General features: G+C 62.4%; 23 protein-coding genes. 14 read left to right on the top strand and 9 right to left on the bottom strand.

Features of this window, described 5'->3' with window-relative positions:
- Window positions 1-2 precede the first annotated feature (2 nt).
- Complete coding sequence (locus M1D68_RS12670; RefSeq protein ID WP_457970628.1) at window positions 3-635, bottom strand: NAD(P)H-dependent oxidoreductase; 633 nt, start codon at window positions 633-635, stop codon at window positions 3-5.
- 84 nt (window positions 636-719) lie between these two features.
- Between M1D68_RS12670 and M1D68_RS12665 the strand changes: the two genes are divergently transcribed.
- The 3 genes from M1D68_RS12665 to M1D68_RS12655 all read left to right on the top strand — a co-directional run bounded on the left by M1D68_RS12665 (window position 720) and on the right by M1D68_RS12655 (window position 4,717).
- Window positions 720-1,349 (top strand): TetR/AcrR family transcriptional regulator, encoded by a 630-nt coding sequence (locus M1D68_RS12665; protein WP_434558832.1) that lies wholly within the window; start codon window positions 720-722, stop codon window positions 1,347-1,349.
- Between the two features lie 223 nt (window positions 1,350-1,572).
- Complete coding sequence (locus M1D68_RS12660; protein ID WP_420763925.1) at window positions 1,573-3,099, top strand: alpha-amylase family glycosyl hydrolase; 1,527 nt, start codon at window positions 1,573-1,575, stop codon at window positions 3,097-3,099.
- A 10-nt stretch (window positions 3,100-3,109) separates the two neighbouring features.
- Window positions 3,110-4,717, top strand: a complete 1,608-nt coding sequence (locus M1D68_RS12655; protein ID WP_457970625.1) for an alpha-amylase family protein — start codon at window positions 3,110-3,112, stop codon at window positions 4,715-4,717.
- Here the strand turns inward: M1D68_RS12655 and M1D68_RS12650 are convergent.
- Complete coding sequence (locus M1D68_RS12650) at window positions 4,706-5,689, bottom strand: SDR family oxidoreductase (RefSeq protein WP_457970623.1); 984 nt, start codon at window positions 5,687-5,689, stop codon at window positions 4,706-4,708. The genes M1D68_RS12655 and M1D68_RS12650 overlap by 12 nt on opposite strands.
- A 501-nt stretch (window positions 5,690-6,190) precedes the next feature.
- On the opposite strand from M1D68_RS12650, the gene nirB reads away from it, so the two are divergent.
- The 3 genes from nirB to M1D68_RS12635 all read left to right on the top strand — a co-directional run bounded on the left by nirB (window position 6,191) and on the right by M1D68_RS12635 (window position 9,707).
- The gene (nirB, locus tag M1D68_RS12645; protein WP_434700788.1) at window positions 6,191-8,752 is read left to right on the top strand and encodes a nitrite reductase large subunit NirB; all 2,562 of its coding nucleotides are present in this window, start codon (window positions 6,191-6,193) and stop codon (window positions 8,750-8,752) included.
- Window positions 8,752-9,126, top strand: a complete 375-nt coding sequence (gene nirD, locus M1D68_RS12640) for a nitrite reductase small subunit NirD (protein WP_457970621.1) — start codon at window positions 8,752-8,754, stop codon at window positions 9,124-9,126. Before nirB ends, nirD begins: the two co-directional genes overlap by 1 nt.
- Before the next feature lie 140 nt (window positions 9,127-9,266).
- Window positions 9,267-9,707, top strand: a complete 441-nt coding sequence (locus M1D68_RS12635; RefSeq protein ID WP_457970619.1) for a CBS domain-containing protein — start codon at window positions 9,267-9,269, stop codon at window positions 9,705-9,707.
- Between the two features lie 41 nt (window positions 9,708-9,748).
- Here the strand turns inward: M1D68_RS12635 and M1D68_RS12630 are convergent, their stop codons facing one another.
- From M1D68_RS12630 to M1D68_RS12615, 4 genes are read right to left on the bottom strand one after another with little or no spacing between them, the layout of a single operon-like run.
- Complete coding sequence (locus tag M1D68_RS12630) at window positions 9,749-10,231, bottom strand: response regulator (protein WP_420763931.1); 483 nt, start codon at window positions 10,229-10,231, stop codon at window positions 9,749-9,751.
- Window positions 10,228-12,540 carry an ATP-binding protein gene (locus tag M1D68_RS12625; RefSeq protein WP_457970616.1) on the bottom strand — a complete coding sequence of 771 codons (2,313 nt, stop codon included), beginning with the start codon at window positions 12,538-12,540 and terminating at the stop codon, window positions 10,228-10,230. The genes M1D68_RS12630 and M1D68_RS12625 overlap by 4 nt, the downstream gene beginning before the upstream one ends.
- Window positions 12,537-13,205 (bottom strand): response regulator, encoded by a 669-nt coding sequence (locus tag M1D68_RS12620; protein ID WP_434564062.1) that lies wholly within the window; start codon window positions 13,203-13,205, stop codon window positions 12,537-12,539. The genes M1D68_RS12625 and M1D68_RS12620 overlap by 4 nt, the downstream gene beginning before the upstream one ends.
- On the bottom strand, window positions 13,202-14,386 hold the full coding sequence (locus M1D68_RS12615) for a sensor histidine kinase (protein ID WP_434674820.1): 1,185 nt from the start codon (window positions 14,384-14,386) through the stop codon (window positions 13,202-13,204). Before M1D68_RS12615 ends, M1D68_RS12620 begins: the two co-directional genes overlap by 4 nt.
- 174 nt (window positions 14,387-14,560) lie before the next feature.
- On the opposite strand from M1D68_RS12615, the gene M1D68_RS12610 reads away from it, so the two are divergent.
- Complete coding sequence (locus M1D68_RS12610) at window positions 14,561-15,082, top strand: SgcJ/EcaC family oxidoreductase (protein WP_420763935.1); 522 nt, start codon at window positions 14,561-14,563, stop codon at window positions 15,080-15,082.
- Window positions 15,083-15,349: 267 nt separating this feature from the next.
- Here M1D68_RS12610 and M1D68_RS12605 read toward each other — a convergent pair whose 3' ends face one another.
- Window positions 15,350-15,751 (bottom strand): hypothetical protein, encoded by a 402-nt coding sequence (locus tag M1D68_RS12605; RefSeq protein WP_457970614.1) that lies wholly within the window; start codon window positions 15,749-15,751, stop codon window positions 15,350-15,352.
- Between the two features lie 245 nt (window positions 15,752-15,996).
- Between M1D68_RS12605 and M1D68_RS12600 the strand changes: the two genes are divergently transcribed.
- Entirely contained in the window at window positions 15,997-17,067 is a 1,071-nt protein-coding gene (locus M1D68_RS12600; protein ID WP_457970612.1) for a M28 family peptidase, read from the top strand.
- Between the two features lie 113 nt (window positions 17,068-17,180).
- On the opposite strand, the gene M1D68_RS12595 is transcribed toward M1D68_RS12600, so the two are convergent.
- Together M1D68_RS12595 and M1D68_RS12590 are read right to left on the bottom strand one after the other, a co-directional pair.
- Window positions 17,181-17,660: a nuclear transport factor 2 family protein gene (locus M1D68_RS12595; protein WP_434611466.1), complete on the bottom strand. Its 480-nt coding sequence runs from the start codon at window positions 17,658-17,660 to the stop codon at window positions 17,181-17,183.
- An 87-nt stretch (window positions 17,661-17,747) separates the two neighbouring features.
- The gene (locus M1D68_RS12590; RefSeq protein ID WP_434564105.1) at window positions 17,748-18,314 is read right to left on the bottom strand and encodes a TetR/AcrR family transcriptional regulator; all 567 of its coding nucleotides are present in this window, start codon (window positions 18,312-18,314) and stop codon (window positions 17,748-17,750) included.
- A 124-nt stretch (window positions 18,315-18,438) separates the two neighbouring features.
- Here M1D68_RS12590 and pssA point away from each other — a divergent pair, with 124 nt between their 5' ends.
- The 6 genes from pssA to M1D68_RS12560 all read left to right on the top strand — a co-directional run bounded on the left by pssA (window position 18,439) and on the right by M1D68_RS12560 (window position 25,742).
- The gene (gene pssA / locus M1D68_RS12585; RefSeq protein ID WP_420763939.1) at window positions 18,439-19,782 is read left to right on the top strand and encodes a CDP-diacylglycerol--serine O-phosphatidyltransferase; all 1,344 of its coding nucleotides are present in this window, start codon (window positions 18,439-18,441) and stop codon (window positions 19,780-19,782) included.
- Window positions 19,783-19,793: 11 nt separating this feature from the next.
- Window positions 19,794-20,810, top strand: a complete 1,017-nt coding sequence (locus M1D68_RS12580; protein ID WP_420763940.1) for an AraC family transcriptional regulator — start codon at window positions 19,794-19,796, stop codon at window positions 20,808-20,810.
- A 153-nt stretch (window positions 20,811-20,963) separates the two neighbouring features.
- Window positions 20,964-22,628 (top strand): AMP-binding protein, encoded by a 1,665-nt coding sequence (locus M1D68_RS12575; protein WP_457970610.1) that lies wholly within the window; start codon window positions 20,964-20,966, stop codon window positions 22,626-22,628.
- Between the two features lie 16 nt (window positions 22,629-22,644).
- Window positions 22,645-23,406, top strand: a complete 762-nt coding sequence (locus M1D68_RS12570) for an SDR family NAD(P)-dependent oxidoreductase (RefSeq protein ID WP_457970608.1) — start codon at window positions 22,645-22,647, stop codon at window positions 23,404-23,406.
- An 11-nt stretch (window positions 23,407-23,417) separates the two neighbouring features.
- Window positions 23,418-24,605, top strand: a complete 1,188-nt coding sequence (locus tag M1D68_RS12565) for an acetyl-CoA C-acyltransferase (RefSeq protein WP_434611457.1) — start codon at window positions 23,418-23,420, stop codon at window positions 24,603-24,605.
- A 9-nt stretch (window positions 24,606-24,614) separates the two neighbouring features.
- Window positions 24,615-25,742 carry an acyl-CoA dehydrogenase gene (locus M1D68_RS12560; RefSeq protein WP_457970606.1) on the top strand — a complete coding sequence of 376 codons (1,128 nt, stop codon included), beginning with the start codon at window positions 24,615-24,617 and terminating at the stop codon, window positions 25,740-25,742.
- Window positions 25,743-25,749 lie beyond the last annotated feature (7 nt).

The following is a 25,749-nucleotide window of genomic DNA, read 5'->3' as shown; positions in this document are numbered from 1 at the left end:
GCTCAGGCGCAGGCCGCTTCGCCCGTTACATGGACTGTCTCGTCAGTTGTCGAAAAGAGCCGTTGGCCAAGGGCCTCTGCCGTTTGCAGATGCAGCTTCGGATCGAGGCTTTCCGATTCGAGCAATCTGTCGGAGCTCACGACGTGGGCGCCGCAGTAGTCGAAGATGCCGTGTTCGATTTGCGTGACCATCGCCTTGTCGTAGCCGTGGCGTTCGAAACTGCCGGCATCTGCGCCGCCGACGCCCACCAAATGAACCCGCAGCCGCTGGAGTTTCTGGACAAATGGTTGACCGGGGATGTAATCGAACGCCCAGCCGTTGGAAAATACCCGGTCGATCCATCCCTTGAGCAATGCCGGCATCGACCACCAGTAGATCGGGTACACCACGACCAATGCGTCGGCACGGTCGATCCGGGCCTGCTCGGTCAGAACATCGGCGGGCGGTGCTGCAACGCGCCGATGAACCGCACCGTCGGCGTAATCAAAGCGTGGGTCGAATCCTTCGGCCGCCAAATCGGCTATCTCGAACGTATCCGTCGGATTGGCTTGATTGATCCCGTTGCCAATGGCTTGGGCGAGGGCATGGGTCAAAGAACCCGGGTTATGGTGAGCAACAACGATAACGGCATGCATATGGATTTCCTCTGGTATCGCGCATTAACAAGCGCGTATGATCAGCTAAGTTACTGAACGTAAGTTACCGTTGGTATAGTTAACATGTCAACCCACGAAGAAAATGGGCGCCCCGGCGCTGCACCCCGGCGGCGGCTATCGCGCGCCGACAGGCAGCGGCAGCTGTTGGAAGTTGCCTGGCGCATGGTGCGCGAAGAAGGCAGCGAGGCGCTGACCCTGGGCCGCCTGGCGGAACAGGCTGGCGTGACCAAACCCATCGTTTACAACCACTTCATCACGCGATCAGGGCTACTGGCCGCGCTTTATCAGGATTTCGATGTCCGTCAGACCGCATTGATAGGTGCCGCGATCGACGCCAGCGAGCCGGATCTGGAAAGCCGCGCGCAGGTGATTGCTTGCTCGTTTGTGGATTGCGTGCTGCTTCAGGGAAGGGACATACCGGGCGTCAGCGCGGCGCTGAGCGGCACGCCTGAACTTGAGTCCATAAAAAGGGAATGTGAACGAAGCTTCCTGGAAAAATGCCGATCAGTCCTCGAACCCTTCGCCGGAACCGGACGCCTTTCCCAAGCGAGCCTGCGGGCGATGCTGGGGGCGGCGGAGGCGTTGTCCGATGCGGCGGCCAATGCAGAGGTCAGCGCGGAGGAGGCCAAGCGGGAGTTGTTCCTGACCATCGTTGCGATGGTCGAGCGGGCTGCCGGAAATGCCTCAAACTGATCAACCGCTATCGCGAGCAGGCTCGCTTTCATAAGTCTTGTGAACGGAACAACCCCATGTGGGAGCGAGCCCGCTCGCGATGGCGGCAGCACATTCAACCTCTCTCCAAGAAAAAACGAACCCCAGGCTCCTTTTTCGGTTCTTAACTGATGTCCCTTGATAACAGGGACATCAGGCGGGGCCGCGGTCTTGCCCACCAAACACTGCGATCAAAGGAGGCGACATGCCCAACTCCTTCCATTCGCCCTGGTGGAAGAACGCTGTGATCTACCAGGTTTATCCTCGCTCTTTTGCCGATGCCAACGGCGATGGCATTGGCGATCTTCCCGGTTTGACGGCACGTCTGGACCATCTGCAACGTCTGGGCGTCGATGCGTTGTGGCTGTCGCCGGTGTACCGCTCGCCGATGTGTGACGCAGGCTACGACATCTGCGACTACACCGATGTCGATCCGCTCTTCGGCAACCTGGCCGACCTCGACGCATTGATTGCCCAGGCCCACGAACGAGGCTTGAAGGTCCTACTCGACTTCGTGCCCAACCATACGTCCGACCAGCATCCCTGGTTCCTCGAATCACGTTCCAGCCGCGACAACCCCAAGCGCGACTGGTACATCTGGCGCGACCAGCCCAACAACTGGCGGGCCTCGATCGATGGCGGCAGCGCATGGACCTGGGACGAGACCAGCCAGCAGTACTACTTGCATTTTTTTTTGCCGCAACAACCGGATCTCAATTGGCACAATCCCGAAGTCGTGGCCGCCATGCACCAAGTCCTGCACTTCTGGCTCGAGCGCGGCGTGGACGGGTTTCGCGTCGACGTGGTGCATTGCGTCGGCAAGGACCCGAGTTTCGCCGACGACCCGCGCTGCATGGCCGGTGAAACGATGGTCAAGATCAACGACCAGCCCTATAGCCATGAAGTGTTGCGAGGGTTGCGACGCCTCGTTGACAGCTACCCCGGCGAGCGGGTGCTGATCGGTGAGGTGAACATTCGCTCCACGGCGCAGGTGGCGGCCTACTACGGCGCCAGTGACGAATTGCACATGTCATTCAATTTTCCACCCCTGGACGCCCCCTGGGACCCGGTGGTGTTTCGCATGTGCATCCGCGAGGTGGAAAACGACCTCGGCCCCTTGCAGGCCTGGCCCACGTGGGTGCTGTCCAACCACGACAACAGCCGTCACCGCAGTCGCTATGGTGGCTCGTTGCGCCGGGCGAGGGCCGCGGCAGTGATGCTGCTGACGCTGCGGGGCACACCCTTCATCTACCAGGGCGAGGAATTGGGGCTGGAAGACACCCAAGTAACCGCCCAGACCCGCGTCGATCCTGGCGGGCGGGACGGCAGCCGGGCACCGTTGCCGTGGACGTCCCAGGCGCCGCACGGTTGGTCGGGGCAGGCGCCGTGGTTGCCATTTGCAGCAGACGCCGACGTGTTGTCGGTGGAGTCGCAGGAACGTGCCACCGATTCGGTGTTGGCCCTTTATCGCCGTTTGCTCGCCTGCCGTCGCAATAGCCTGGCGCTGCGCCTGGGCGGCTGGGAAGAACTGCCGTCCCATCCACAAGTGCTGGCCTATCGTCGCCATTGCGAAGGCGACGAGCGCCTGGTCTGCATCAACTTTGCCGACAACGAACACACCTTTCCTTTGGCCGATCCCTGGCGGGTGGAAGTCGCCAGTGATGGGGCGGACGAAGGCCAGCCGTTCAGCGGCCTTCTGGCTGCCGAGCAGGCCGTGATCCTGTGTCGATAAGGAGTGATCAATGAAAGCCAATTGGCACCGAAACACTTTGATCTATCAGATCGATCCATCCTTGTTCTACGACAGCAACGGCGATGGCCGGGGCGACCTTAAGGGCATCATTCGCCAGCTCGACTACCTTCAGGCGTTGGGCGTCGGTGCGCTCTGGCTGATGCCGCTGTATCGGTCACCGTTCAAGGACGCCGGTTATGACGTCAGCGATTTCATGGCACTGGACCCGCGCTTTGGCAGCGAAGAAGACTTGCGCCAGTTGATCGTCCAGGCCGGTGAGCGCGGCATTCGAGTGATCCTTGAATTGGTGGTGCAGCACACCAGCGATCAGCACCCCTGGTTCCTTCGCGCGCGGCGGGACAAGGACAGCGTCTATCGAGATTATTATCTGTGGTCCGACACGCCGGTGGACGATGGCAACCAGCCAATCTTCCCATCGGTGGAGGACAGTATCTGGCGCTGGGACGAACAGGCCGGACAGTACTATCGACACCTGTTCTACCGCCATGAGCCGGACCTCAACCTGGCGAACCCTCGCGTGGTCGAGGAGATCGAGCGCATCATGGTCCATTGGCTCGAGCTGGGCATCGCCGGCTTTCGTCTCGATGCCGCTTCACACTTGGTAGAACAGGCTGGCGGCGGCAATGAAGAGCAGGGCGTCTGGGTGCTCGACCGATTCTACAAATGCATGACCCGCATCAACCCCGAAGGCGTGCTGATGGGCGAAGTGGATGTCGAGCCGGAGCGCTTCAGCCACTATTTCGGTACCGGGGAACGCTTGGGCCTGGTCTTGGATTTCTGGGTCAACAATCATCTGTTCCTGGCACTGGCCCGTGGCGAGGCCGAGCCTTTGCAGCGGGCCATCATCCGGCGTCCGGCGCCACCGGATGGTGCGAATTACGCGGTCTGGCTGCGCAACCATGACGAACTCGATCTGGAGCGCTTGAGTGAGCAGGAACGCGAGGAAGTGATGCAGGCGTTCGCCCCGGAACCGGACATGCGCCTGTACGGCCGAGGCATCCGCCGGCGCCTGGCACCGATGCTCGGAGGCGATGTCCGGCGCCAGGCCTTGGCCCAGGCATTGTTGTTGTCACTGCCCGGGACGCCGATCGTGCGCTACGGCGAAGAAATCGGCATGGGCGAGGACTTGTCCCGTCCCGAGCGCCTTTCGGTGCGCACGCCCATGCAATGGAGCGACGAGGCCAATGCCGGGTTCTCATCGGCCCAGCGCCTGGCCGCGCCGCTGATCGACGAAGGGCCGTTCGCCTATACGCGACTGAACGTGGAAGCGCAGCTGGATGACCCCGATTCGCTGTTGGCTCGCGCCCGTCGATTGCTGTTGGCGCGCAGGCGGTTGGGTGAAGTGGGCGACGGCAAGGCGCGCCTGTTGACGGTCGATCATCCAGCGGTGTTCGCCATCGCGCATGAATGCAGAGCCACCTCGGTGATGCTGGCGAATCTCGGCACCGACGCGGTCACCGTGCAGTTGCGCGAGCTGGACCTGGAGGGTTTCGAGGAAGTGCTCTCGGACAGCCCGTACCCGGCCCCGGCGCAATCGAAGCTGGCGCTGAACGGATACGGGTATCGCTGGTTCCGGCGCGGTGGCTCAGAACAGTAGGAGCACGAGCGCCAACAACCCGCCACAGGCCAACAGCAGGGCCGACACCTGTGTCGAGCTCAGGGCCAGCGCAGAGTCCCGGGAGCGGCCGTTGAAGCGCCCGCGGGTACGATGCATGGACTCCTGCGGCTCGAACAGATTGTCCGGGCGCTGATTGTCGTCTTCCTCGTTGGTCATTTGCCCCGACCAGGCGTTGCGGGCCAACAGGCGATCGAGCAGCCCAGGCATCAGACTCGTGCCGACAATGGCTTTGAGCGACGCCGCACCCAGCCACAATTCCCTGGGCGTGCGCTTGACCACGCTCAATATCGCCCGGGCGGCCACGTCCGGATCATGAATCGGTGGCACCGGTTGCGGGCGCTTGCCCAGCTTGTTCCGGGCCCAATCGAACTGCGGCGTGTTGATCGCCGGCAGTTGCACCATGCAGACCTTGATTTTGCTGTGCTCATGAAGCAGTTCGCAGCGCAATGAATCGGTAAAGCCACGCACCGCGAACTTGGCCCCGCAATAAGCGGCTTGCAGGGGAATCGCGCGGTAGGACAGCGCCGAGCCGACCTGGATGATCACCCCGCGATTACGTCGTCCCATCAGGTCCAGCGCTGCGAGGGTGCCGTGGACGGTGCCCAGGTAAGTCACCTTCGTGACTCGGTGGATTTCTTCGGCGCTCAACTGACGGATCGGCGAAAACACCGTGACCATTGCGCAGTTGATCCACACATCGACAGGTCCCAGTTCGCGCTCCATCCGCTGGGCCGCTTCGAAGACTGCATCGGCGTCGGCGACATCGACGCTGATCGCCAGGCACGTCGTACCCAATTGGTTCAGTTCTTCTGCGGTAGCCGCCAAGGCTTGTTCGCCCCGGGCCAGCAACCCGACGCGGTAGCCCGCCGCGGCAAACCGGTGGGCGGTCGCACGACCGACGCCGGCGGTGGATCCACTGATGACAACGACAGGTGGGTTTCGCTCATCCATTGCGTTCACATCCGATCAATAGCCTGCGCCCTCTGGCGCTGTTGGTTTCCAATTATTGTGAAAATCCCGGCTGGCGTAGGTTCAGGATTTTTTGCGGTCGGGCTCTCAGGGTTGCACTTATATGAAGCCGTCGGTGCCCGATCGCACCATCGCAAGGCAAAGGAACAGGCGGATGTCGCCCACGGGTTTCGGGTAGCCGAGCTGACCCCTTCGCGAGCTAGCCCGCTCCCACAAGGGGCTGGCGGCGAATATGCGATTGTTGATGAGGTTTGGCACGCTCGCTGCAAGACCTTGTCCAGGCCCACCGTGAACACAATCGAGTGGGCAGCTCCGTCGGTCAACGAAGATCGAGCGCCAGCAGGCCGGGGGATAACGGTAGATCAGGGCGCAGCCGCCGGGTCGATACCGCACAGAACAGGCAAAGACGCCTGGAACCGCAAGGTTTCAGGCGTCTTTTTTTTGCTTTCAAAAAACCGTGATGGGCTTTTGTCGGGTGCTTTTATGAATTCCAATGTTGCTTCCCTGAACAAACTGCAAACGCTGATCGTGATCGGCAATGGCATGGTCGGCCATCACTGCGTCGAGCAACTGATCGAGCGCGGTGCCCTCAACCATTACCGCGTGCATGTCTTCAGCGAAGAGCCGATGCGGGCCTACGACCGCGTGCATCTGTCCGAATATTTTTCTGGGCGAGACGCCGAATCCCTGGCCCTTGGCGAAGCGACGTTGTACCAGACGCCGGGTGTGACGTTGCACCTGGGCGTGCCGGTGTTGGAAATCGACCGCCAGGCGCGTGAGGTGGTCACCGCCACTGAACGCCTCGGCTATGACAAGCTGGTGCTCGCCACCGGTTCCTATCCGTTCGTGCCGCCGATCCAGGGCGCCGAGGGTGATTCTTGCCTGGTCTACCGCACCCTCGAAGACCTCGATGCGATCCGCGCCGCCGCCAGCAACGCCCGTCGTGGCGTGGTGGTCGGTGGTGGATTGTTGGGTCTGGAAGCGGCCAATGCCTTGAAGAGCCTCGGCCTGGAAGCTCACGTCGTGGAATTCGCCCCCCGGTTGATGCCCGTGCAATTGGACGAGCAAGGCGGCCTGGCACTCAAGGCGCGCATCGAGAAACTGGGCGTTGGCGTGCATTTGTCCAAGGGCACCCAATCGATCAGCGCGGGCGAGCAGTACCGTTATCGGATGAACTTCGGCAACGACGATTTCCTCGAAACCGACTTGATCGTGTTTTCCGCCGGTATTCGCGCCCAGGATGCGTTGGCCCGTCAATGCCAATTGCCGATCGGCCCCCGCGGTGGCGTGGTAATCGACGACCATTGCCAGAGCAGCGACCCGGACATTTACGCCATCGGCGAATGTGCGGCGTGGAACGGCAGCATTTTTGGCCTGGTCGCGCCGGGCTACCAGATGGCCCGCAACGTCGCGTCGCGCCTGTGCGGCGAAGCCGGCGAGGCGTTTACCGGCGCGGACATGTCCACCAAGCTCAAACTGCTGGGCGTGGACGTCGGCTCCATCGGCGACGCACACGGCAACACGCCGGGTTCGCGCAGCTTCCAGTTCATCGACGAAACCAGCGCCAGCTACCGTCGCCTGGTAATCGACGCTGACGGCAAGCGCGTGATCGGCGCGGTGCTGGTAGGCGACAACAGCTACTACGACACCTTGCTGCAGTACATGCAGAACGGCATCGCGTTGCCCAAGGACGCCGCCAGCCTGATCCTGCCATCGTCCGAAGGCGCCCCGACACTGGGCCCGGCGGCTTTACCCGAATCCGCCACCCTCTGCTCGTGCCACAACGTCACCAAGGGGGCGGTCTGCTCGGCCATCGACGGCGGCTGCACCGATCTCGGCCAGCTCAAGTGCGACACCAAGGCCGGCACCGGTTGTGGCGGCTGCGCGGCGCTGGTCAAGCAAGTCTTCGAGCACGAACTGATCGCCCGCGGCGTCAGCGTCGACAAGAGCCTGTGCGAGCACTTCGCCTATACCCGCCAGGAACTGTATGCCCTGGTGCGCGTAGAAGGCATCATCAGTTTCGAAGAATTGCTCGCCAAACACGGTCGTGGCCACACCGGTTGCGACCTGTGCAAACCGGCCGTGGGCTCGATCCTGGCGTCGTGCTGGAACCAGCCGATCATGGACCCGCACCTGGTGCCGTTGCAGGACACCAACGACACCTTCATGGCGAACATGCAGAAGAACGGCACCTATTCGGTGGTGCCGCGCATCGCCGGTGGAGAAATCACCGCCGACAAACTGATCGCCATCGGCGTGGTCGCCAAGAAATACGACCTTTACACCAAGATCACTGGCGGACAGCGCATCGACCTGTTCGGCGCGCAGCTGCACCAGTTGCCGGACATCTGGGCCGAATTGATCGAAGCTGGGTTCGAAACCGGCCACGCCTACGGCAAATCCACGCGCACGGTAAAATCCTGCGTGGGCAGCACCTGGTGCCGCTACGGCGTGCAGGACAGCGTGCAAATGGCCCTGACCATCGAGGATCGCTACAAAGGCCTGCGCTCGCCCCACAAGCTCAAGTTCGCGGTGTCTGGCTGCACCCGTGAGTGCGCCGAAGCCCAGAGCAAGGACGTCGGCGTAATCGCCACCGAAAAAGGTTGGAACCTCTATGTGGCCGGCAACGGCGGTATGCGTCCGCGTCACGCCGAACTGTTCGCCACCGACCTGGACGATGCGACGCTGATCCGTTACATCGACCGCTTCCTGATGTTCTACATCCGCACCGCCGACAAGCTGCAACGCACCTCGGTGTGGCGCGAGAGCCTGGAAGGTGGCCTGGACTATCTCAAGGACGTGATCATTCACGACAGCCTGGGCCTGGGCGCCGAGCTCGAAGCGCAGATGCAACTGGTGGTCGATCGCTACGAATGCGAATGGGCCAACGCCCTGAAGGACCCGGAAAAGCTCAAGCGCTTCCGCACCTTCGTCAACGACAAGCGCGGCGATCCAGACGTTCATTTCGTCCGTGAACGCGGCCAGCGCCGGCCGGTGCATGCCGGCGAACTTCACTTGATTCCCGTCACCGAGGAGGTGCTCTGATGAGCCAGCCAAACGTCGTTCGTATCGCCCAAGAATCCGTGCAATGGCGTGCCCTGTGCAGCCGCGAGGACCTGGTGCCCAACTCCGGCGTGGTCGCCTGGCACGACGGCAGCCAAGTGGCGCTGCTCTATCTCCCAGAGCATGCGGACAAGCCACTGTACGCCGTCGATAATCGCGATCCGAAGTCCGGCGCCAACGTCATCGGCCGCGGCCTGTTGGGCAATATCAAGGGCGAACTGGTCATTGCCTCGCCGATGTACAAACAGCATTTCCGCCTGGAAGACGGCCTTTGCCTGGAGTACCCGGAGCAGCGCTTGCGCGTCTGGCCGGTGCGCTTGAATGGCGATGTGGTGGAGATTGGCGAGGGCTATTAGCTTGCCTGATTGTGGCGAGGGGATTTATCCCCGCTCGGTTGCGTAGCGACCGTAAGATTTTTTGGGCCGCTGCGCAGCCCAGCGGGAGCAAGCTCCCTCGCCACGACAGCGGCCACTTTGTTTGAGATTGGGGATTAGTAATGAAGACCGCCGCGCAACTGGTAAGGCTCAAGAGCGTACAGAACCAGCAGGTCCACAGCATCGCACCGGATCAGACCGTGCTCGAAGCGTTGCAGATCATGGCCGAGAAAAATGTCGGTGCGCTGCCGGTGATCGAAGGCGGGCAGGTGGTGGGGGTGTTCAGCGAGCGGGACTACGCGCGCAAGATGGTCCTCAAGGGCCGTTCATCCGTGGGCACTGCGGTGCGCACCATCATGAGCACGCCGGTGATCACCGCCGACAGCCAGCAGAGCATCGATCGCTGCATGGCGGTCATGACCGACAGCCACCTGCGGCACTTGCCGGTGCTGGATAACGGTGAGCTGATCGGGCTGTTGTCCATTGGCGACCTGGTCAAGGAAGCGATCGTCGAACAAGCGGACCTGATCCGGCAGTTGGAGCATTACATTCGCGGGCATTGAGCACCTGCTGTGCCCTTGTGGCAAGAGAGCCTGAAAGCCATTCAATCGCTTCCGTGCTGGGCCGCATCAGCGCTTGGCCGGTGCTGGCGCAATAATTCGATTTGTTGGGCGGGAATCAAGGTGCGCAAGGATTTATAGAGGGCGCGGGTTTCCAACAGGTTCCACACGCGCAACATGGTTTCCAGCGCATCGAGGGGTTTGCTGATGAAGTCGCGCGCGCCCAGCGCCAGGGCACGCAGGCGGGTGTCGCGGGTCGCGTCGGCCGTCAGGACCAGGATCGGCAGGTAATCATTGGCCGGGATCCGCCGGTTGAGCTGCTCAAGCACTGCGAAGCCATCGAACGCAGGCATGTGCAGGTCCAGGATGACCAGGTCCGGCTCGAAACTGTTGAACAGGTCAAGGGTGCGCAGCGGTTCGGTGCTGCTCAGTACATTGTGCAGCCCTTCGCGGGCGAGCAATTGCTCCATCAGATCCAGGTTGGGGCGCTGATCGTCGATGATCAGGATGCGCAGGTCGCGATTCATGCGGACTCCGGTAGATAACGCTCAAGGTGGCCAAGAAAGGCCTGGATATGAATGGGTTTGGTGAGAATCGCCGTGGCGCCGGCGTCAAGCAGGGCCCGGTGGGACAGATCGCTGGCATCGGCGGTGATCATTAACACCGGCGTGTAGGCCGTGGTCGGGGATTGGCGCAGGCGGCGAAGAACTTCCAGGCCATCCAGATCGGGCAATGTCACGTCCAGCAGGATCAATTGCGGCGCGTGCTGGCGAGCCAGGTCGACGCCCATCTGGCCTTGCATGCTGGACAGCAACTGAATGCCTGGACGGCGTTGCATCAGGGTCTCGATCAGGGCGAGGCTAGACAGGTTGTCCTCGATGCACAGCACCTTGCCGTCGAATTCGGTGCGTGGGCGTGCCACTTCCAGCGCAACCATGGGCGGCAGGTGAGCGCCGGATACCCGGGCGCCGGGCAGTCGCAAGGTGAAGCAACAGCCTTGTCCCGGATCGCTGCGCACTTGCAGGCTGCCTTGCATCATCTCCAGCAGGCTCTTGCTCAGCGAAAGGCCGAGCCCGGTGCCTTCGACCTGGGGATCCGCGCCGAGGCGCTCGAATGGCTTGAACAGCTGATCCAACAGCTCGGGGGCGATGCCACGCCCGGTGTCGCTGATGGCGATACTGACATGGGGAGCTTCAGCCGTGACCTCAATGCGTACTTCGCCACCCGGCTGGTTGTATTTGATGGCATTGGACAGCAGGTTCAGCAATACCTGCACCAGGCGCTGGCGATCGGCAAGCACGCCGCTGCCCTCGGGCAGCGATGCAAGCTCGGCCAGATGGATCCCGGCGTCGGCCGCCATCGGCGACACCAGCGTCAACGCCTCGTGCAGCACCGCCGGCAATCCGATCGGTTCGATGTTCAGGGGCAGGCGGCCGGCTTCGATCCGGGCGATGTCGAGTACCTCGTTGATCAACGCCAACAAGTGCTGACCGGCTCGCAGGATGTGGCTGACTTGCGGGCGCTGGCCGGCAATGGAATCCATGTCCAGCAGTTGCGCGAAGCCCAGGATGGAATTCAACGGCGTGCGCAGTTCATGACTCATGCGCGACAAGAACTCACTCTTGGCGCGACTGGCGCTTTCGGCTTCTTCACGGGCCGTGCGCAGGGCTATCTCGGCGGCCCGTCGGTCGGTGATGTCCCGGGTGATCTTGGAGAAGCCTCGCAGGGCGCCGGTGCTGTCGTATTGGGCGGTAATCACCACGCTGGCCCAGAAACGACTGCCGTCCTTGCGGCATCGCCAGCCTTCTTCCATGTAATGACCTTCGCGGGTGGCCGCGAGCAAGGCCATGTCCGGATGCGCCGGGCATTCTTCGGCCAGGTAGAACAACGAGAAATGCCGGCCGAGCACTTCCTGTTCGGTATAGCCCTTGATCCGTTCGGCGCCGACATTCCAAGTGATCACGTGGCCTTGGGCGTCCAGGGCGAAGATCCCGTAGTCCTTCACCCCATCGATGATCAGCCGCAGGCGTTCTTCGTTGTCGCGCAAGGCTCGTTCGCGCTCGGCCAATAATTGCCCAGCCTCCACCAGGCGCGTGCCCAACTGGCCGATCTCATCCCGCTCCGGTGGTTGTGGCAACAGCGGTTGGCCCAGCGCCAGACGCTGGGCGTTGCCTTGCACCTTCTGGACCCGGGCGACGATGCCCTTGGACAGGAACAGCACTGCAACGATGGCGCCGAACAGTCCGCACAGCGCCGCCAGCAGAGTCGCGAACAACAGGCGCATGCGCGTAGCGGAAGCGGCGGCGCTGCGGTCGGTGAGCAGGGCGTCCTCACGGATACGCATGGCGCTGATCTGCTCGCGCAGCACGTCCAGCACTTGTTTGTTTTCGATCAGGATGGCGGTGATGGTCGCAGTGTCGTCGCCTTTGCCGGTGCGCAGGGAGACCAGTCCATTGAGCTTTTCAGTGATCAGCGGCGTGATGGTCTTGAGGTGCTCGCGCATCCTGGCGTCGCGGATATTATGATCCAGGCGTTGCAGTGCGGCCTGGATCTTTGGGGTGGCCTGTTCGTAGCCGGGCAGGAAATCTTCGCGGCGGGTCAGCAGGTAACCGCGCACGCTGGCGGCTGCTTCGGCCAGTAGGGTGTGCACCGCCTGGATGTCGCCCTGTACCAGCAGCACCCGGCGCACATCCTCTTCGGCGCGTGCGGTCTGGCGCTCGGTGATGTAGATCAGCACCAGTGACAGCAACAGGACAACCAGCGGCAGGGAAATCACCACCAATGCCTTGCCCCGCAAGGGCAGGTCGGCCCAGCGACGGGCCGCGAGGATCTTCATGGCCATTGCCCCGACGGTTGCGCGACCAACCCCAGGGCGACACCGCGCACCGCGGCCTGGGTGCGGTCGGCGGCGCCAAGCTTGCCGATGACCCGCTCGACATGGGCCTTTGCGGTGCCGGGGGCGATGCCGAGTTTTTCGCCGATTTCACGATTGCTGAAACCACTGGCGACCAGGCCGAGCACCTGCCGCTCACGGGCGGTCAGGGCCTGGACCTGAGCCGTACCTCCGGCGCCGCGCTCGGCCATGCGCCGCAAGAGGCGCGCGCTGACCGAGCTGTTCAAGGCTTCCTCTCCCTGGGCGACCCTTCTGAGCGCATCGATCAACTCGGCGCGACTGGCATCCTTGAGCAGATAACCGACGGCGCCCGCGCCGATGGCCGCTTCCAGGTGGTCGGGGCTGTCGTCCATGGTGAAAATCATGACCTTGAGCTGCGGCTGGCGTTGTTTCAGGATGCGCGCCGCGCCGAGGCCATTGAGCACCGGCATGCGAATATCCAGGATCGCGATGTCCGGTTGCAGCTGCTGGCACAAATCGAGCGCCTCCTGGCCGTCTCTGGCCTGGCCGACCACCTCGAAGCCCTCGATACCGCAAAGCATTGAAATGAAACCGGTGCGGGTCACTTCGTGATCATCGGCCAACAGCACGCGCAGAGGACGGTTCATGATTGGCCTCCATGGGTTGGCAGGGGCACGCTGGCCAACAGGCGAGTACCACCGTTGCGTTCGCTGCGACAGTCCAGATGGCCTCCCAGAAGGCTGGCACGTTCCTGCATGGCCGCCAGGCCCAGGTGGCTGGAGCCATGGCTTTCGATGGGCGGTTCGAGGGCAAACCCGCGGCCATCGTCCTCGACCCGCAACGTTGCCCGTCCGTCACGCACCACCAAGCCAAGGCAAACATGCCTGGCCTGGGCATGCTTGAGGATATTGTTGATGCCTTCCTGGGCAATGCGGAACAGGGCAATCTCGGCGTTTCCCGACAGCCGCGCGGCGCTGTGCTCGACCCAGTCCACCGTCAGCCCGGCGTCACGCAGGCGATCGGCTTCCTTGTCGATGGCGGTGTACAAGCCAAAATCGTCCAGCACATGGGGGCGAAGGCCGCCGATCAACTGCCGGCTCTCGCCGACGCAACGCTGGGCCAGGTCGAGGATGGCCTGGTGTTCGCTGTCCAGCGTCGACGACAGCGGCGGGCAGCGGCCGGCGAAACCTTGCAGGCGCTGATGCAGCCCCGCGAGGTTCTGCGCAAGGCCATCGTGAAGGTCATAGGCCACGCGCTTGCGTTCGTCTTCCTGGGCGCTGAACAGCCGATGGACCAGCTCGGACATGGTCCGCTCACGGGCTTGCAGCGCCTGGAGCAGCCGGCTGTTTTCCAGGTGCGCCGCCAGCAGCGTCGCAAGCAATTGCAGCGACTCGATGTCCTCGTTGTCGGGAGCCCCGAGGGGCACGCTGTTACCCAGCAGCAGGGCACCGAACACGATGCCGTCCGCGCCCCGCAGCGGCACGCGCAGAACCTGCGCCAGGGTTTTCCCCGGACAGTCCAACCACTGCGGTTCTGGCGCCGACGGCTGCGCGAGCTGGGCAAGCAAGTCGAGCCCATCGCCGCTGCCGTGACTGGCAACGGTTTGCAACGTGGCTTGCGGCGTCCACTCCAGCAACAACCCATGGTCCATGGCGACGAATGCGCACGCTCGCTGCACCGCGCGCTCGCGCATTTGCGCCAAGGGCAGGCGGGTCAATTCGTGCCCGGTGCCCAACAGAAGGCCCAAACGTGCCGCGCGGCTTTGCGACTGGCGGTATTGGCTGCGAATCGCCAGGGCGCTGCCAGGGTCGTGGGGTGGGCTTTGCATGGGGGAACTCCAGCGTAGACGTGAACCGGCCTGGTTCGCGATGGCGACATTAGACCTTGGGATCGGCACCTGGCCTATCTGCCGAATGGCATAGGCGATCAACACCGGTTGGCCGATGGCGAGCGCTGCGGGGATCGGCAAAGTGGGGCCATTGAAACCCAAAGGACCACAACGATGAAAATGAAAACCTGTGCCATCGCCGCTTTTTTCGTGCTGGCTGCTCCCTTTGTCCAGGCTGCGGAGACCGCGCCGTTCGTCTATCGCACCGTCGTCGAGCAACCGCAAAAGCAAACCGACCGGGAAATAGCGGGGCTTTTCGACCGCTGGAACGCAGCACTGCAAACCGGCAGCGCCAGCGCGGTGACCGCCCTCTACGCGCCGGATGCGGTATTGCAACCGACTGTTTCCAACAAGGTGCGCAGCACACCGGACCAGATCCAGGATTACTTCGTGCACTTCCTGGCGGCCAAGCCGGTCGGGGTAATCAACTACCGGGAGATCCGTCACCTGGGCGCCGACGCTGCGATGGACAGCGGGGTCTACACGTTCACGCTGACCCAGGCCGACGGTTCCAAGCGAGAGGTCCAGGCGCGGTACACCTTCCTCTATGAACGACTCGACGGGCAGTGGAAAATCATCAACCATCACTCATCGGCCATGCCTGAAGTGCCCAAGACCCTCCACGCCAGCCATTGAGACCGCCGGTGCCTTTGTCATATGTCAGCCCCGGCACCGTCGGCACATCCCATTCTGCGCCAAGGTGTGCGCGCCAATATCGAGAACGTCGCGGATAAACGGTATTGAAGTTCGGCGGGGGCTTCGGATGACAGTGAGCCGGGGTTGACGCTGCGACGCCTCGGACTTATCTGGTTTCGGCGACCGTGGATTTTTGAATGTGGTTCTCTGAAGTGGAGGTATATCCGTTACCAGGATGACGAATATACAAACCGGCCAAGAGCAGCCTCAACCACCCCGAAACAGATCCCGCGAGTCCAGCAACCGCCAGGCAATTTCAGGCCGCTTCTCCAGCCCCCGGCGAATCGCAGCCGGGATCGACTGGCGAATCTTGCGGCACAGCCCCGCCTGCTCCTGGAATTCGATGGCAATACCGCGCATCGTCCGAACCTCGTTATAGCCGGGCTCGATGGTTACCCGCACACCCAGGTTCTCGAACAGCCGCTGCTGCAACCGTTCAAGCTCGTCCAGGCTCTGGATATTTTCCAGTCGCTCAAGCAGGCGTTTCTCTTCCTGGCGATTCAGGCAAAGGATGCGCAGATCGCTGCCCGGCGTTTGCAGCAACGCATCACGCCCGCAATCACAGACACCAGGCGGGCAGGGGGGACGGATGGGCATCGACGCGGTCATGGGCTCCACAAGCTCTGCAACACGACAAACCGCCTTCGGCGTAGGGACGATCCAGGCAATGTGATGCCTGACGGCGTGTCGGTCAACCCTTCGGGAAGGCCGCCTGTCCGCACTCCATGGGGGCCGCTCGTCAGTTTCGCCAGGATCCGATCAAATTTTCCAAGGCCAGGCGTGTTCAAGAAGACAGACACGTCGCGGCCCGCTTCGTCAGCGGGCCGCGCCTGGAAAAAAGGAGAACCCATTTGATGCAACCCAATCCGTCTACCTTGCCGCTGCTGGAGGAGCTACTGATGGCCCGTGGGCCCGGCGGGCAGGAGCATGAAGTGCGCGACATCTGCCTTCGGGAGCTGAAACCGCATTGCGACGAAACCTGGGTCGACCCGGCGGGCAATGTCATCGGGCTGATCAAGGGCGCCCGGCCGGACACGAAGCCGCATCAGTCGATCCGGATCATGGCGCACCTGGACGAGATCGCCATGCTGGTCAAGCGCATCGAGTCTGACGGCACGTTGCGAGTGGTGGCCCTGGGCGGTGCCAATCCGATCAACTTCGGGGTCTGCCCAGTGGACATTCTTGGCGACCAGGATTTCATTCCTGGCGTGTTGTCGTTCGGGTCGATGCACAGCACCGGTGAAACCCACCAGGGCGCGGACGTGTTGTCGGGAAACGTGAATTGGGGTGACGTCCATGTGATTACCCGTCGCACGAGCGAGCAATTGCAGGCCCATGGGGTACGCCCCGGCACGCGGGTGGTGTTGAGCCAGCACTGGCGACGACCGTTCCGGGTCGGCGACGCCATCGCCGCGCATTTCCTGGACGACCGCGCGCCCATGGTGGCTGCGCTCCAGGCCGCCACGCTCTTGGCCGAGCGCCGTAAAGAGCTGCCGCACGACGTTTATTTTGTTTTTACCACCCAGGAAGAAGAGTCCAATGCCGGCGCCCTTTATGCCGCCAGCCATTTGCCCGGGGACGCCACGGTGGCGGTCGAGGTCGGCCCCGTGGTCGCGGAATACGCGACCCGATTGGGCGTCGATCCGATCATCAACACGGGTGACAAGAATGGCTGTTACCACCGTGGGCTCGTCGACCAGCTGTACCAGGCCGGTAAACGCAGCGGGCTGACACCACAATTTGCCTTGTTGGCGGATTTCGCCAGTGACGCCAGTGCGATCATGAGCAGCGGGGCGTCCGCCCAAGGCGGTTGTATCGCAATCCCGACCGAAAATACCCACGGCTATGAGCTGATCGTGGAAGGCAGTATCGAGGCTTGCGCGGTGACATTGCTGGAATTCTTGTTGAATCGACGTAGTGCCTGACGCCACGGGGATCAATGTGGGAGCGAACCTGCTCGCGAAGGCGGCGGCCCATCCAATATTGCATTGGCTGATACACCGCATTCACGAGCAGGCTCGCTCCCACAAGGGTTTGGTTACAGCCCCAGCTCAGAAAGGCCTGGGTGATCGTCCGGCCGACGGCCCAGCGGCCAATGGAATTTACGTTCGCTTTCCTTGATCGGCATGTCATTGATGCAGGCGTAGCGGTTGGCCATCAGGCCGTTCTCATCGAATTCCCAGTTTTCATTGCCGTAGGAGCGGAACCAGTTGCCCGAGTCGTCGTGCCATTCATAGGCGTAGCGCACGGCAATACGGTTGCCAGTAAAGGCCCAGAGCTCCTTGATGAGCCGGTAGTCGAGTTCCTTGGCCCACTTGCGGGTCAAAAAGGCCTTCGCTTCTTCCCGGTTATGGGCGAATTCAGCGCGGTTACGCCATTGAGTATCGAGAGTGTAGGCCAGCGATACTTTCTGCGGGTCACGACCGTTCCAGCCGTCTTCGGCCAGGCGAACTTTTTCGATAGCAGTTTCACGGGTGAAAGGTGGCAGCGGTGGGCGAACTTCGGCAGAGGACGACATGGCCAATCTCCAGATAATGAACGTGGGTTGCACGATTGCTTTACAGCGAGGGTCTTTACGAGCGGTCCTGCGGTTTACACGTGTTGCTTATTCAATCGCCAATAACATCTTCAGGACGTCTTGGGCCTGATCGGCAGCATCGTGATCGCCCATGACGAGCGCGAGGGTAATGGCGCCGTCAATCAGGATGAGCAGCTGTCGGGCAAGCACGTGCGGCTGCTCAATACCCTGTTCGGTACACAAGCGGGTCACATAGTCGAGCAATGCCTGTTTGTGCATTTTCGCAACCTGGCGGACCGGATCCTGAGGGTCGCCGGTTTCGCCGCTTGTGTTGATGAATGCACAACCACGGAAGCCTTCGCTCTGGAACCAGCCCTTGAGCACGGGAAACAGGCTGAGCAAACGTGCGAGGGGCGTCGGCGCCTTGCCCACTTCGCTGCTGAACCACTGCATCCAGCGTTCATCACGGCGCTTGAGCGCCGCGACGACGAGCTCCTCCTTGTTGGCGAAGTAGCGGTAGATACTCTTCCTGGAGACGCCGGCGGTTTTTACCAGAAGATCCATGCCGGTGGCCGCGATGCCACTTCTGTAGATCAACTTTTCGGCGACATCAAGGATGATGTCTCGTGTTTCAGTGCCAGTGATTTCGTTCATGCGACTTAAAGTAGAACGGTCATTCTCCTTGGTCAAATATTTTTTCATCTCCACGGGGAGACCCCAAGCCACGCGTCATGGTGTAAGCTCATCGGTTCTTCGGAATCGACTTTTTGCGAGCCCTATGCCGTCGCTTTTCAAACGTTCCTTGCTGCCCAAGCTGCGCAGCTTTCCACTCACCGCCGACGCCGTGACGATCCTCGACGGTGCCGCCGAGTTTCGCCGTTGCCTGCTTGAGAAAATCGCCCAGGCCACCCAGCGCATCTACATCGTCGCCCTCTACCTGCAAGAGGACGAGGCCGGCCAGGAAATCCTCGATGCTTTGCATGCCGCCAAAACCGCACGTCCCGAACTGGACATTGCGGTGGTGGTGGACTGGTTGCGGGCGCAACGTGGGCTGATCGGGGCCAAAAAACAGCCGGGCAACTCGGCGTGGTATCAAAAACAGACCCGCGCCCATGCCAGCGAAGTGCCGATCTACGGCGTGCCGGTGCAGACCCGCGAGCTGTTCGGGGTACTGCACCTCAAAGGCTTCGTGATCGACGACTGTGTGCTCTACAGCGGTGCGAGCCTCAACAACGTCTACCTGCACAAGTTCGACAAGTACCGCTACGACCGTTATCACCTGCTGCAGAACGCCCCGCTGGCCGACTCGATGCATCATCTGGTGCAACATGGCCTGATCGCCTCCAGGGCCGTGCATCGCCTTGACCTGCCGGACCTGCCCAGCACCCGCAGTTTGCGCAAGGACATCGGCGACCTGCGCAGCCGCCTCAAGTACGCGGCCTACGACACCACGGCGGGCAGCCTCGACAAGAATGGCCTGTCGGTGAGCCCGTTGCTGGGCGTCGGCAAGAACAACCCGCTGAGCAGGGTGATCGGTGAACTGATCGCCGGCAGCCGCAAGCAACTGACCATCTGCACGCCATATTTCAACCTGCCATTGGCTGTGACGCGGGAAATCAACCGTGCCCTGGCTCGCGGCGTGCGAATCGACATCATCGTTGGCGACAAGACCGCCAACGATTTTTATATTCCTGCGAGCGAGCCGTTCAAGATCATCGCTGCGTTGCCCTACCTGTACGAAATCAGCCTGCGTCGCTTCGCCAAGCGGCACCAGCGCTACATCGACAGCGGCCAGTTGAACCTGCACCTGTGGCGAGACGGCGACAATACCTACCACCTCAAGGGCATGTGGGTGGACGAGCGCTATACCTTGCTCACCGGCAACAACCTCAACCCACGGGCGTTTCGCCTGGACCTGGAAAATGCCCTGTTGCTGGACGATCCCAAGGGCGAGTTGTCGGGACCGCGCCAGGCCGAGCTCGAACGGATCTATCGGCACACCCAGCGAATCGAACGCTACCTGGACCTGGAAACCCTGCCGGATTACCCCGCAGCGGTGGGCAAGTTCCTCAAGCGCGTCAGCCGGGTGCGAATAGAGCGTCTGCTTTACCGGATCCTGTGAAAACCCAGGCCATGTCGGAAAAAGACACCATCTCGGTCCAGTTGGTGCGCGAAGCACTGCTGCAAAGCTGTGCCCCTGGCGCTGCGACCGACGAGGTGCTGCGCAAAGTGGGCATCGACCCGGCGTTGCTCGGCGATGCCCAGGCGCGGGTCCCGGCCCATGCCTATGCGCAGCTTTGGCGCCTGCTGGCGAGGCGCCTGGATGATGAATTTTTCGGCATGGACCCGCGCAAGCTCAAGTCCGGCAGCCTGGCCTTTCTGTGCCGCTGCGCCATGGCCCAGCCGACATTGGCGTCCGGGCTGACGGCGGGGCTGGGGTTCCTTTCGCTGATGCTCGAACACCTGCCGGCGCAATGGGCTCGCCAACAAAGCCTGGCGGAAATTGTCCTGCTCGAAGAAGACCAGACACCGCGCCGGGCCTTCACGTATTTCACCTATTGGATGATCGTCCATGGCGTGGCCTGCTGGCTGGCCGGGCGACGCATTCCGATCCTGTCCGTCGAGTTGCGGTGCCCGCAGCCCGACTTCTGTGATGATTACCGCGTCATGTTCTCCCAGAACCTGCGCTTCGACCGGCCCCGTACGCGGATGATCTTTTCCGCCGACTGCCTGGACCTGCCCATCCGCCGCAGTCCCGAGGAGCTCAAGCGCTTCCTGGCCCAGGCACCGGCGAATATCCTGGTCAAGTACCGCGACCCGCAAAGCCTCTCCAGCCGCATTCGCCATGACCTGCGCCAGCTGCCCGCCGAGCAGTGGCCGGAAACCGAGGCCCTGGCCCAGCGGTTATGCGTTTCCGCCTCGACCCTGCGCCGACGCCTGGCAGAGGAGGGGCAAACCTACCAGGGCCTCAAGGACGGCGTCCGCAAGGAACTGGCCATTGCCTGGCTGGCCGAACCTTCCATCAGTTTCGTGGAAATCGCCTCGCGCCTGGGGTTCGCCGACGCCAGTTCGTTCTACAAGGCGTTTCGCAAGTGGTCCGGGTCCAATCCTGGGCACTATCGCAGCTTGATTCTCAACGAGGCGGGCTGACGGCCCGCACAGCCAACGCCTACTTTGGTCCATGGCCAAACCAGTCAAGCAACTTGAAGGCTTTGACCATTGCCGCGCCGCCTCTTCGGCGCGAGTATTTCCCTGCTATTCACGGTTCCCCCCACCAATAAAAAGTACAGAGGGATTCTGGTCATGCGCGATTATTCGTCCGCCACGTCGCAGTTCGATTACCTGAACACCGTCAATGCCTCGTTGCACGGCTCGCTCGAAGCGCTCAATGCCTGCGTCGAATGCTGCGACAGGCACACCTTGCCGGGGCGCATCGCCTTGTTTTGGGAGGGCCGTGACGGCAGTGACGCGACCTGGACTTACCGTGACCTGCAGGACAACGCGGCGCGCTTCGCCAATTTCCTGCGCGCCCAGGGCGTCGGCAAGGGTGACAGGGTGGCCGGCCTGTTGCCGCGCACTGCCGAATTACTGATCGTGGTGCTCGCCACCTGGCGCATCGGCGCGGTGTACCAGCCGCTGTTCACCGCGTTCGGCCCGAAAGCCATCGAACACCGCCTCGGCAGCTCCGGGGCACGGGTTGTGGTCACTGACGCCGTCAACCGTCCAAAACTAACTGAGGTTGCTGATTGCCCCATCGTCGTCACGGTCGGCGGGAAAAAGGGCGAGGGCATCGTTCGTGGCGATTTCAGCTTCTGGGCCGAAGTCGCCAATCAGCCCAACCAGTGCGAACCCCTGATGCTGACTGGCGAAGACCCCTTCCTGCTGATGTTCACCTCTGGCACCACCGGCCCGGCCAAGGCGTTGTCGGTGCCGCTCAAGGCGATCGTGGCGTTCCAGAGCTACATGCGCGACGCCGTTGACCTGCGCCCCGAAGACGCGTTCTGGAACGTTGCCGATCCCGGCTGGGCCTACGGCATCTATTTTGGCGTGACCGGGCCTTTGGCGATGGGGCATCCGATCACGTTCTACGACGGCCCGTTCACCCTGGACAGCACCTGCCGGGTCATCAATAAATACGGCATCACCAACCTCGCGGGCTCGCCAACGGCCTATCGTCTGCTGATCGCTGGCGGCGAGCAGTTCGCCCGCTCAATCAAAGGCAAGCTGCGCATCGTCAGCAGCGCCGGCGAGCCGCTGAATCCGGAAGTGATCCGCTGGTTCGCCGACAACCTGGACGTGGTGATCCACGACCATTACGGCCAGACTGAACTGGGCATGGTGCTGTGCAATCACCACGGCCTCGAGCATCCGGTGCACCAGGGCGCCGCGGGTTTTGCCTCGCCGGGCCATCGCATCGTGGTGCTGGATGAAAGCAATCAGGAGTTGGGCGTCGGCCAACCGGGCATTCTTGCGGTCGACCGTAGCCAGTCACCCATGTGTTGGTTCGCCGGCTACCAGGGCGGGCCGACCAAGGCCTTCGTCGGCGATTATTACCTGAGTGGCGACACCGTCGAGTTCAATCCGGACGGCAGCATCAGCTTCGTCGGGCGCAGCGATGACGTGATCACCACGTCCGGCTATCGCGTTGGCCCGTTCGATGTGGAAAGTGCGTTGATCGAGCATCCGGCGGTGGTCGAAGCTGCCGTGGTCGGCAAGCCCGATCCGGAACGTACCGAGCTGGTCAAAGCCTTTGTGGTGCTCAGCGCCCAGTACCGCGCCGCGCCAGAGCTGGCCGAAGAACTGCGGCTGCACGTGCGCAAGCGCCTCGCTGCCCATGCGTATCCGCGAGAGATCGAATTTGTCAGCGACTTGCCGAAAACCCCAAGCGGCAAATTGCAGCGCTTTATCTTGCGCAACCAGGAAATCGCCAAAGCTCAAGAGGCTGCGGCGAAGAACGTTTCAGCTTGAATCCAAGGAAACCATGATGCAGATCGACAACAAGATATACCTCGTCAGCGGTGGCGCTTCCGGCCTCGGCGCGGCCACCGGTGAAATGCTGGTCAAGGCCGGCGCCAAGGTGATGCTGCTGGACCTCAACGCCGACGCCGTGGCCGCCCAGGCGCAAAAGCTTGGCTGCCAGAGCGTGGTCGCGGACATCAGCAACGAAGCAGCCGCCGAAGCGGCGGTCAAGGCCACGGTCGATGCGTTTGGTGGCCTCAACGGCTTGGTCAACTGTGCAGGGATCGTGCGCGGCGAGAAGATCCTCGGCAAGAACGGTCCTCACGCCCTCGCCAGTTTCAGCCAGGTGATCAACGTCAACCTGATCGGCAGTTTCAACCTGTTGCGCCTGGCCGCTGCGGCCATTGCCGAAACCGAAGCCAACGCCGACGGCGAGCGCGGTGTGATCATCAATACCGCGTCGGTGGCGGCCTTCGACGGCCAGATCGGCCAGGCAGCCTATGCCGCATCCAAGGGTGCGATCGCCAGCCTGACCCTGCCGGCCGCCCGTGAGCTGGCACGCTTCGGCATCCGTGTGATGACCATCGCGCCGGGCATTTTCGAAACCCCGATGATGGCCGGCATGACCCCGGAAGTGCGCGACTCCCTGGCCGCCGGCGTGCCGTTCCCGCCGCGCCTGGGCAAACCCGCCGAGTACGCGGCGCTGGTCCGGCATATCATTGAAAACAGCATGCTCAACGGCGAGGTGATCCGTCTCGACGGCGCCTTGCGCATGGCCGCCAAATAGGAGGATTTGTCATGTCCCATGATCCAATTGTCATCGTCAGCGCTGTCCGCACCCCGATGGGCGGCTTCCAGGGCGAACTCAAAAGTCTGACCGCGCCGCAGCTGGGTTCCGCCGCCATCAAGGCTGCCGTGGAGCGTGCCGGCATCGCACCGGACGCGGTCGAAGAAGTGTTGTTCGGGTGTGTGCTCGCCGCAGGCCAAGGCCAGGCGCCGGCACGGCAGGCAGCCCTCGGCGCCGGGCTCGACAAATCGACCCGTTGCACCACACTCAACAAGATGTGCGGTTCGGGCATGGAAGCAGCGATCCTCGCCCATGACATGCTCGTCGCCGGCAGCGCCGACGTCGTGGTGGCGGGCGGCATGGAAAGCATGTCCAACGCCCCGTATCTGCTGGACCGTGCTCGCGCCGGCTTGCGCATGGGCCACGGCAAGGTGCTGGACCACATGTTCCTCGACGGCCTCGAAGACGCCTACGACAAGGGGCGCCTGATGGGCACCTTTGCCGAAGACTGCGCCGAGGCCAACGGCTACAGCCGTGAGGCCCAGGATGCCTTCGCCATCGCGTCCACCACCCGCGCGCAACAGGCAATCGAGGATGGCAGTTTCGATGCCGAAATCGTGCCGTTGCAGGTCATGGTCGGCAAGGAACAGGTCACCGTTCGCCACGACGAGCAACCGCCCAAGGCACGCATCGACAAGATCCCCACGCTCAAACCGGCGTTCCGCGAAGGCGGTAGCGTGACGGCGGCCAACTCCAGCTCGATTTCCGATGGCGCCGCAGCCCTGGTGATGATGCGCCAGAGCCAGGCGCAACAGCGCGGCCTCAAACCGCTGGCGGTCATCCATGGCCATGCGGCCTTTGCCGACGCCCCGGGCCTGTTTCCCACGGCGCCGATTGGCGCGGTCAAGAAGCTGATGGGCAAGACTGGCTGGTCGCTGGACGAGGTTGATCTGTTCGAAGTCAACGAAGCTTTTGCCGTGGTGGGCGTGGTAACGATGGACAAGCTGGAAATCCCCCATGACAAGGTCAACGTCCATGGGGGCGCTTGCGCCCTGGGCCATCCGATCGGTGCATCCGGCGCACGGATCCTGGTGACCTTGTTGTCGGCCCTGCGCCAGAAGGGCCTCAAGCGCGGCGTCGCGGCCATCTGCATCGGCGGCGGCGAAGCCACGGCCATGGCCGTTGAATGCCTGTACTAAGGAACTGCCATGCTCCCGACTGAAGAACAGACACAAATCCGCGACATGGCTCGGCAATTCGCCCAAGAGCGTTTGAAACCGTTCTCGGCTGAATGGGACCGCGAGCATCGTTTTCCCAAGGAGGCCATTGGTGAAATGGCCGAGCTGGGCTTTTTCGGCATGTTGGTGCCGGAACAGTGGGGCGGCTGCGACACCGGTTACCTGGCCTACGCGATGACGCTGGAAGAAATCGCCGCCGGCGACGGCGCGTGCTCGACCATCATGAGTGTGCACAACTCGGTGGGTTGCGTGCCGATCCTGAAATTCGGCACTGACGAGCAGAAAGCCAGGTTCCTCACACCCCTGGCCAGCGGCACGATGCTCGGCGCCTTTGCCCTGACCGAGCCTCAGGCCGGCTCCGACGCCAGCAGCTTGAAGACCAGGGCGCGGTTGGAGGGCGACCATTACGTGCTCAACGGCAGCAAGCAGTTCATCACGTCCGGGCAGAACGCTGGGGTGGTCATCGTGTTTGCGGTCACCGATCCGAGCGCCGGCAAGCGCGGTATCAGTGCTTTCATCGTGCCCACCGACTCGCCGGGCTACAGCGTGGCGCGGGTCGAAGACAAACTCGGCCAGCACGCCTCCGACACTTGCCAGATCCTCTTCGAGGACCTGAAGGTGCCTGTGGCCAATCGCCTGGGAGAAGAGGGCGAGGGCTACAAGATCGCCCTGGCGAACCTGGAAGGCGGGCGGGTCGGCATTGCCGCGCAGTCGGTGGGCATGGCACGCGCGGCATTCGAAGCGGCGCGCGACTATGCCCGTGAGCGCCAGAGTTTCGGCAAACCGATTATCGAACATCAAGCCGTGGCGTTCCGCCTGGCCGACATGGCGACTCAAATCGCCGTGGCACGGCAGATGGTTCATCATGCCGCAGCCCTGCGCGATGGCGGCCAGCCTGCGCTAGTGGAAGCATCCATGGCCAAACTGTTCGCCTCGGAAATGGCCGAGCAGGTCTGCTCCATGGCGCTGCAAACCCTGGGCGGCTACGGTTACCTCAACGATTTCCCGCTGGAGCGCATCTACCGCGACGTGCGGGTCTGCCAGATTTACGAAGGCACCAGCGATATCCAACGCATGGTCATTTCGCGCAATCTTTGAACAAGGA

The organism is Pseudomonas sp. R4-84, from assembly GCF_054130985.1.
This window is presented reverse-complemented; position numbering and strand designations above follow the sequence as displayed.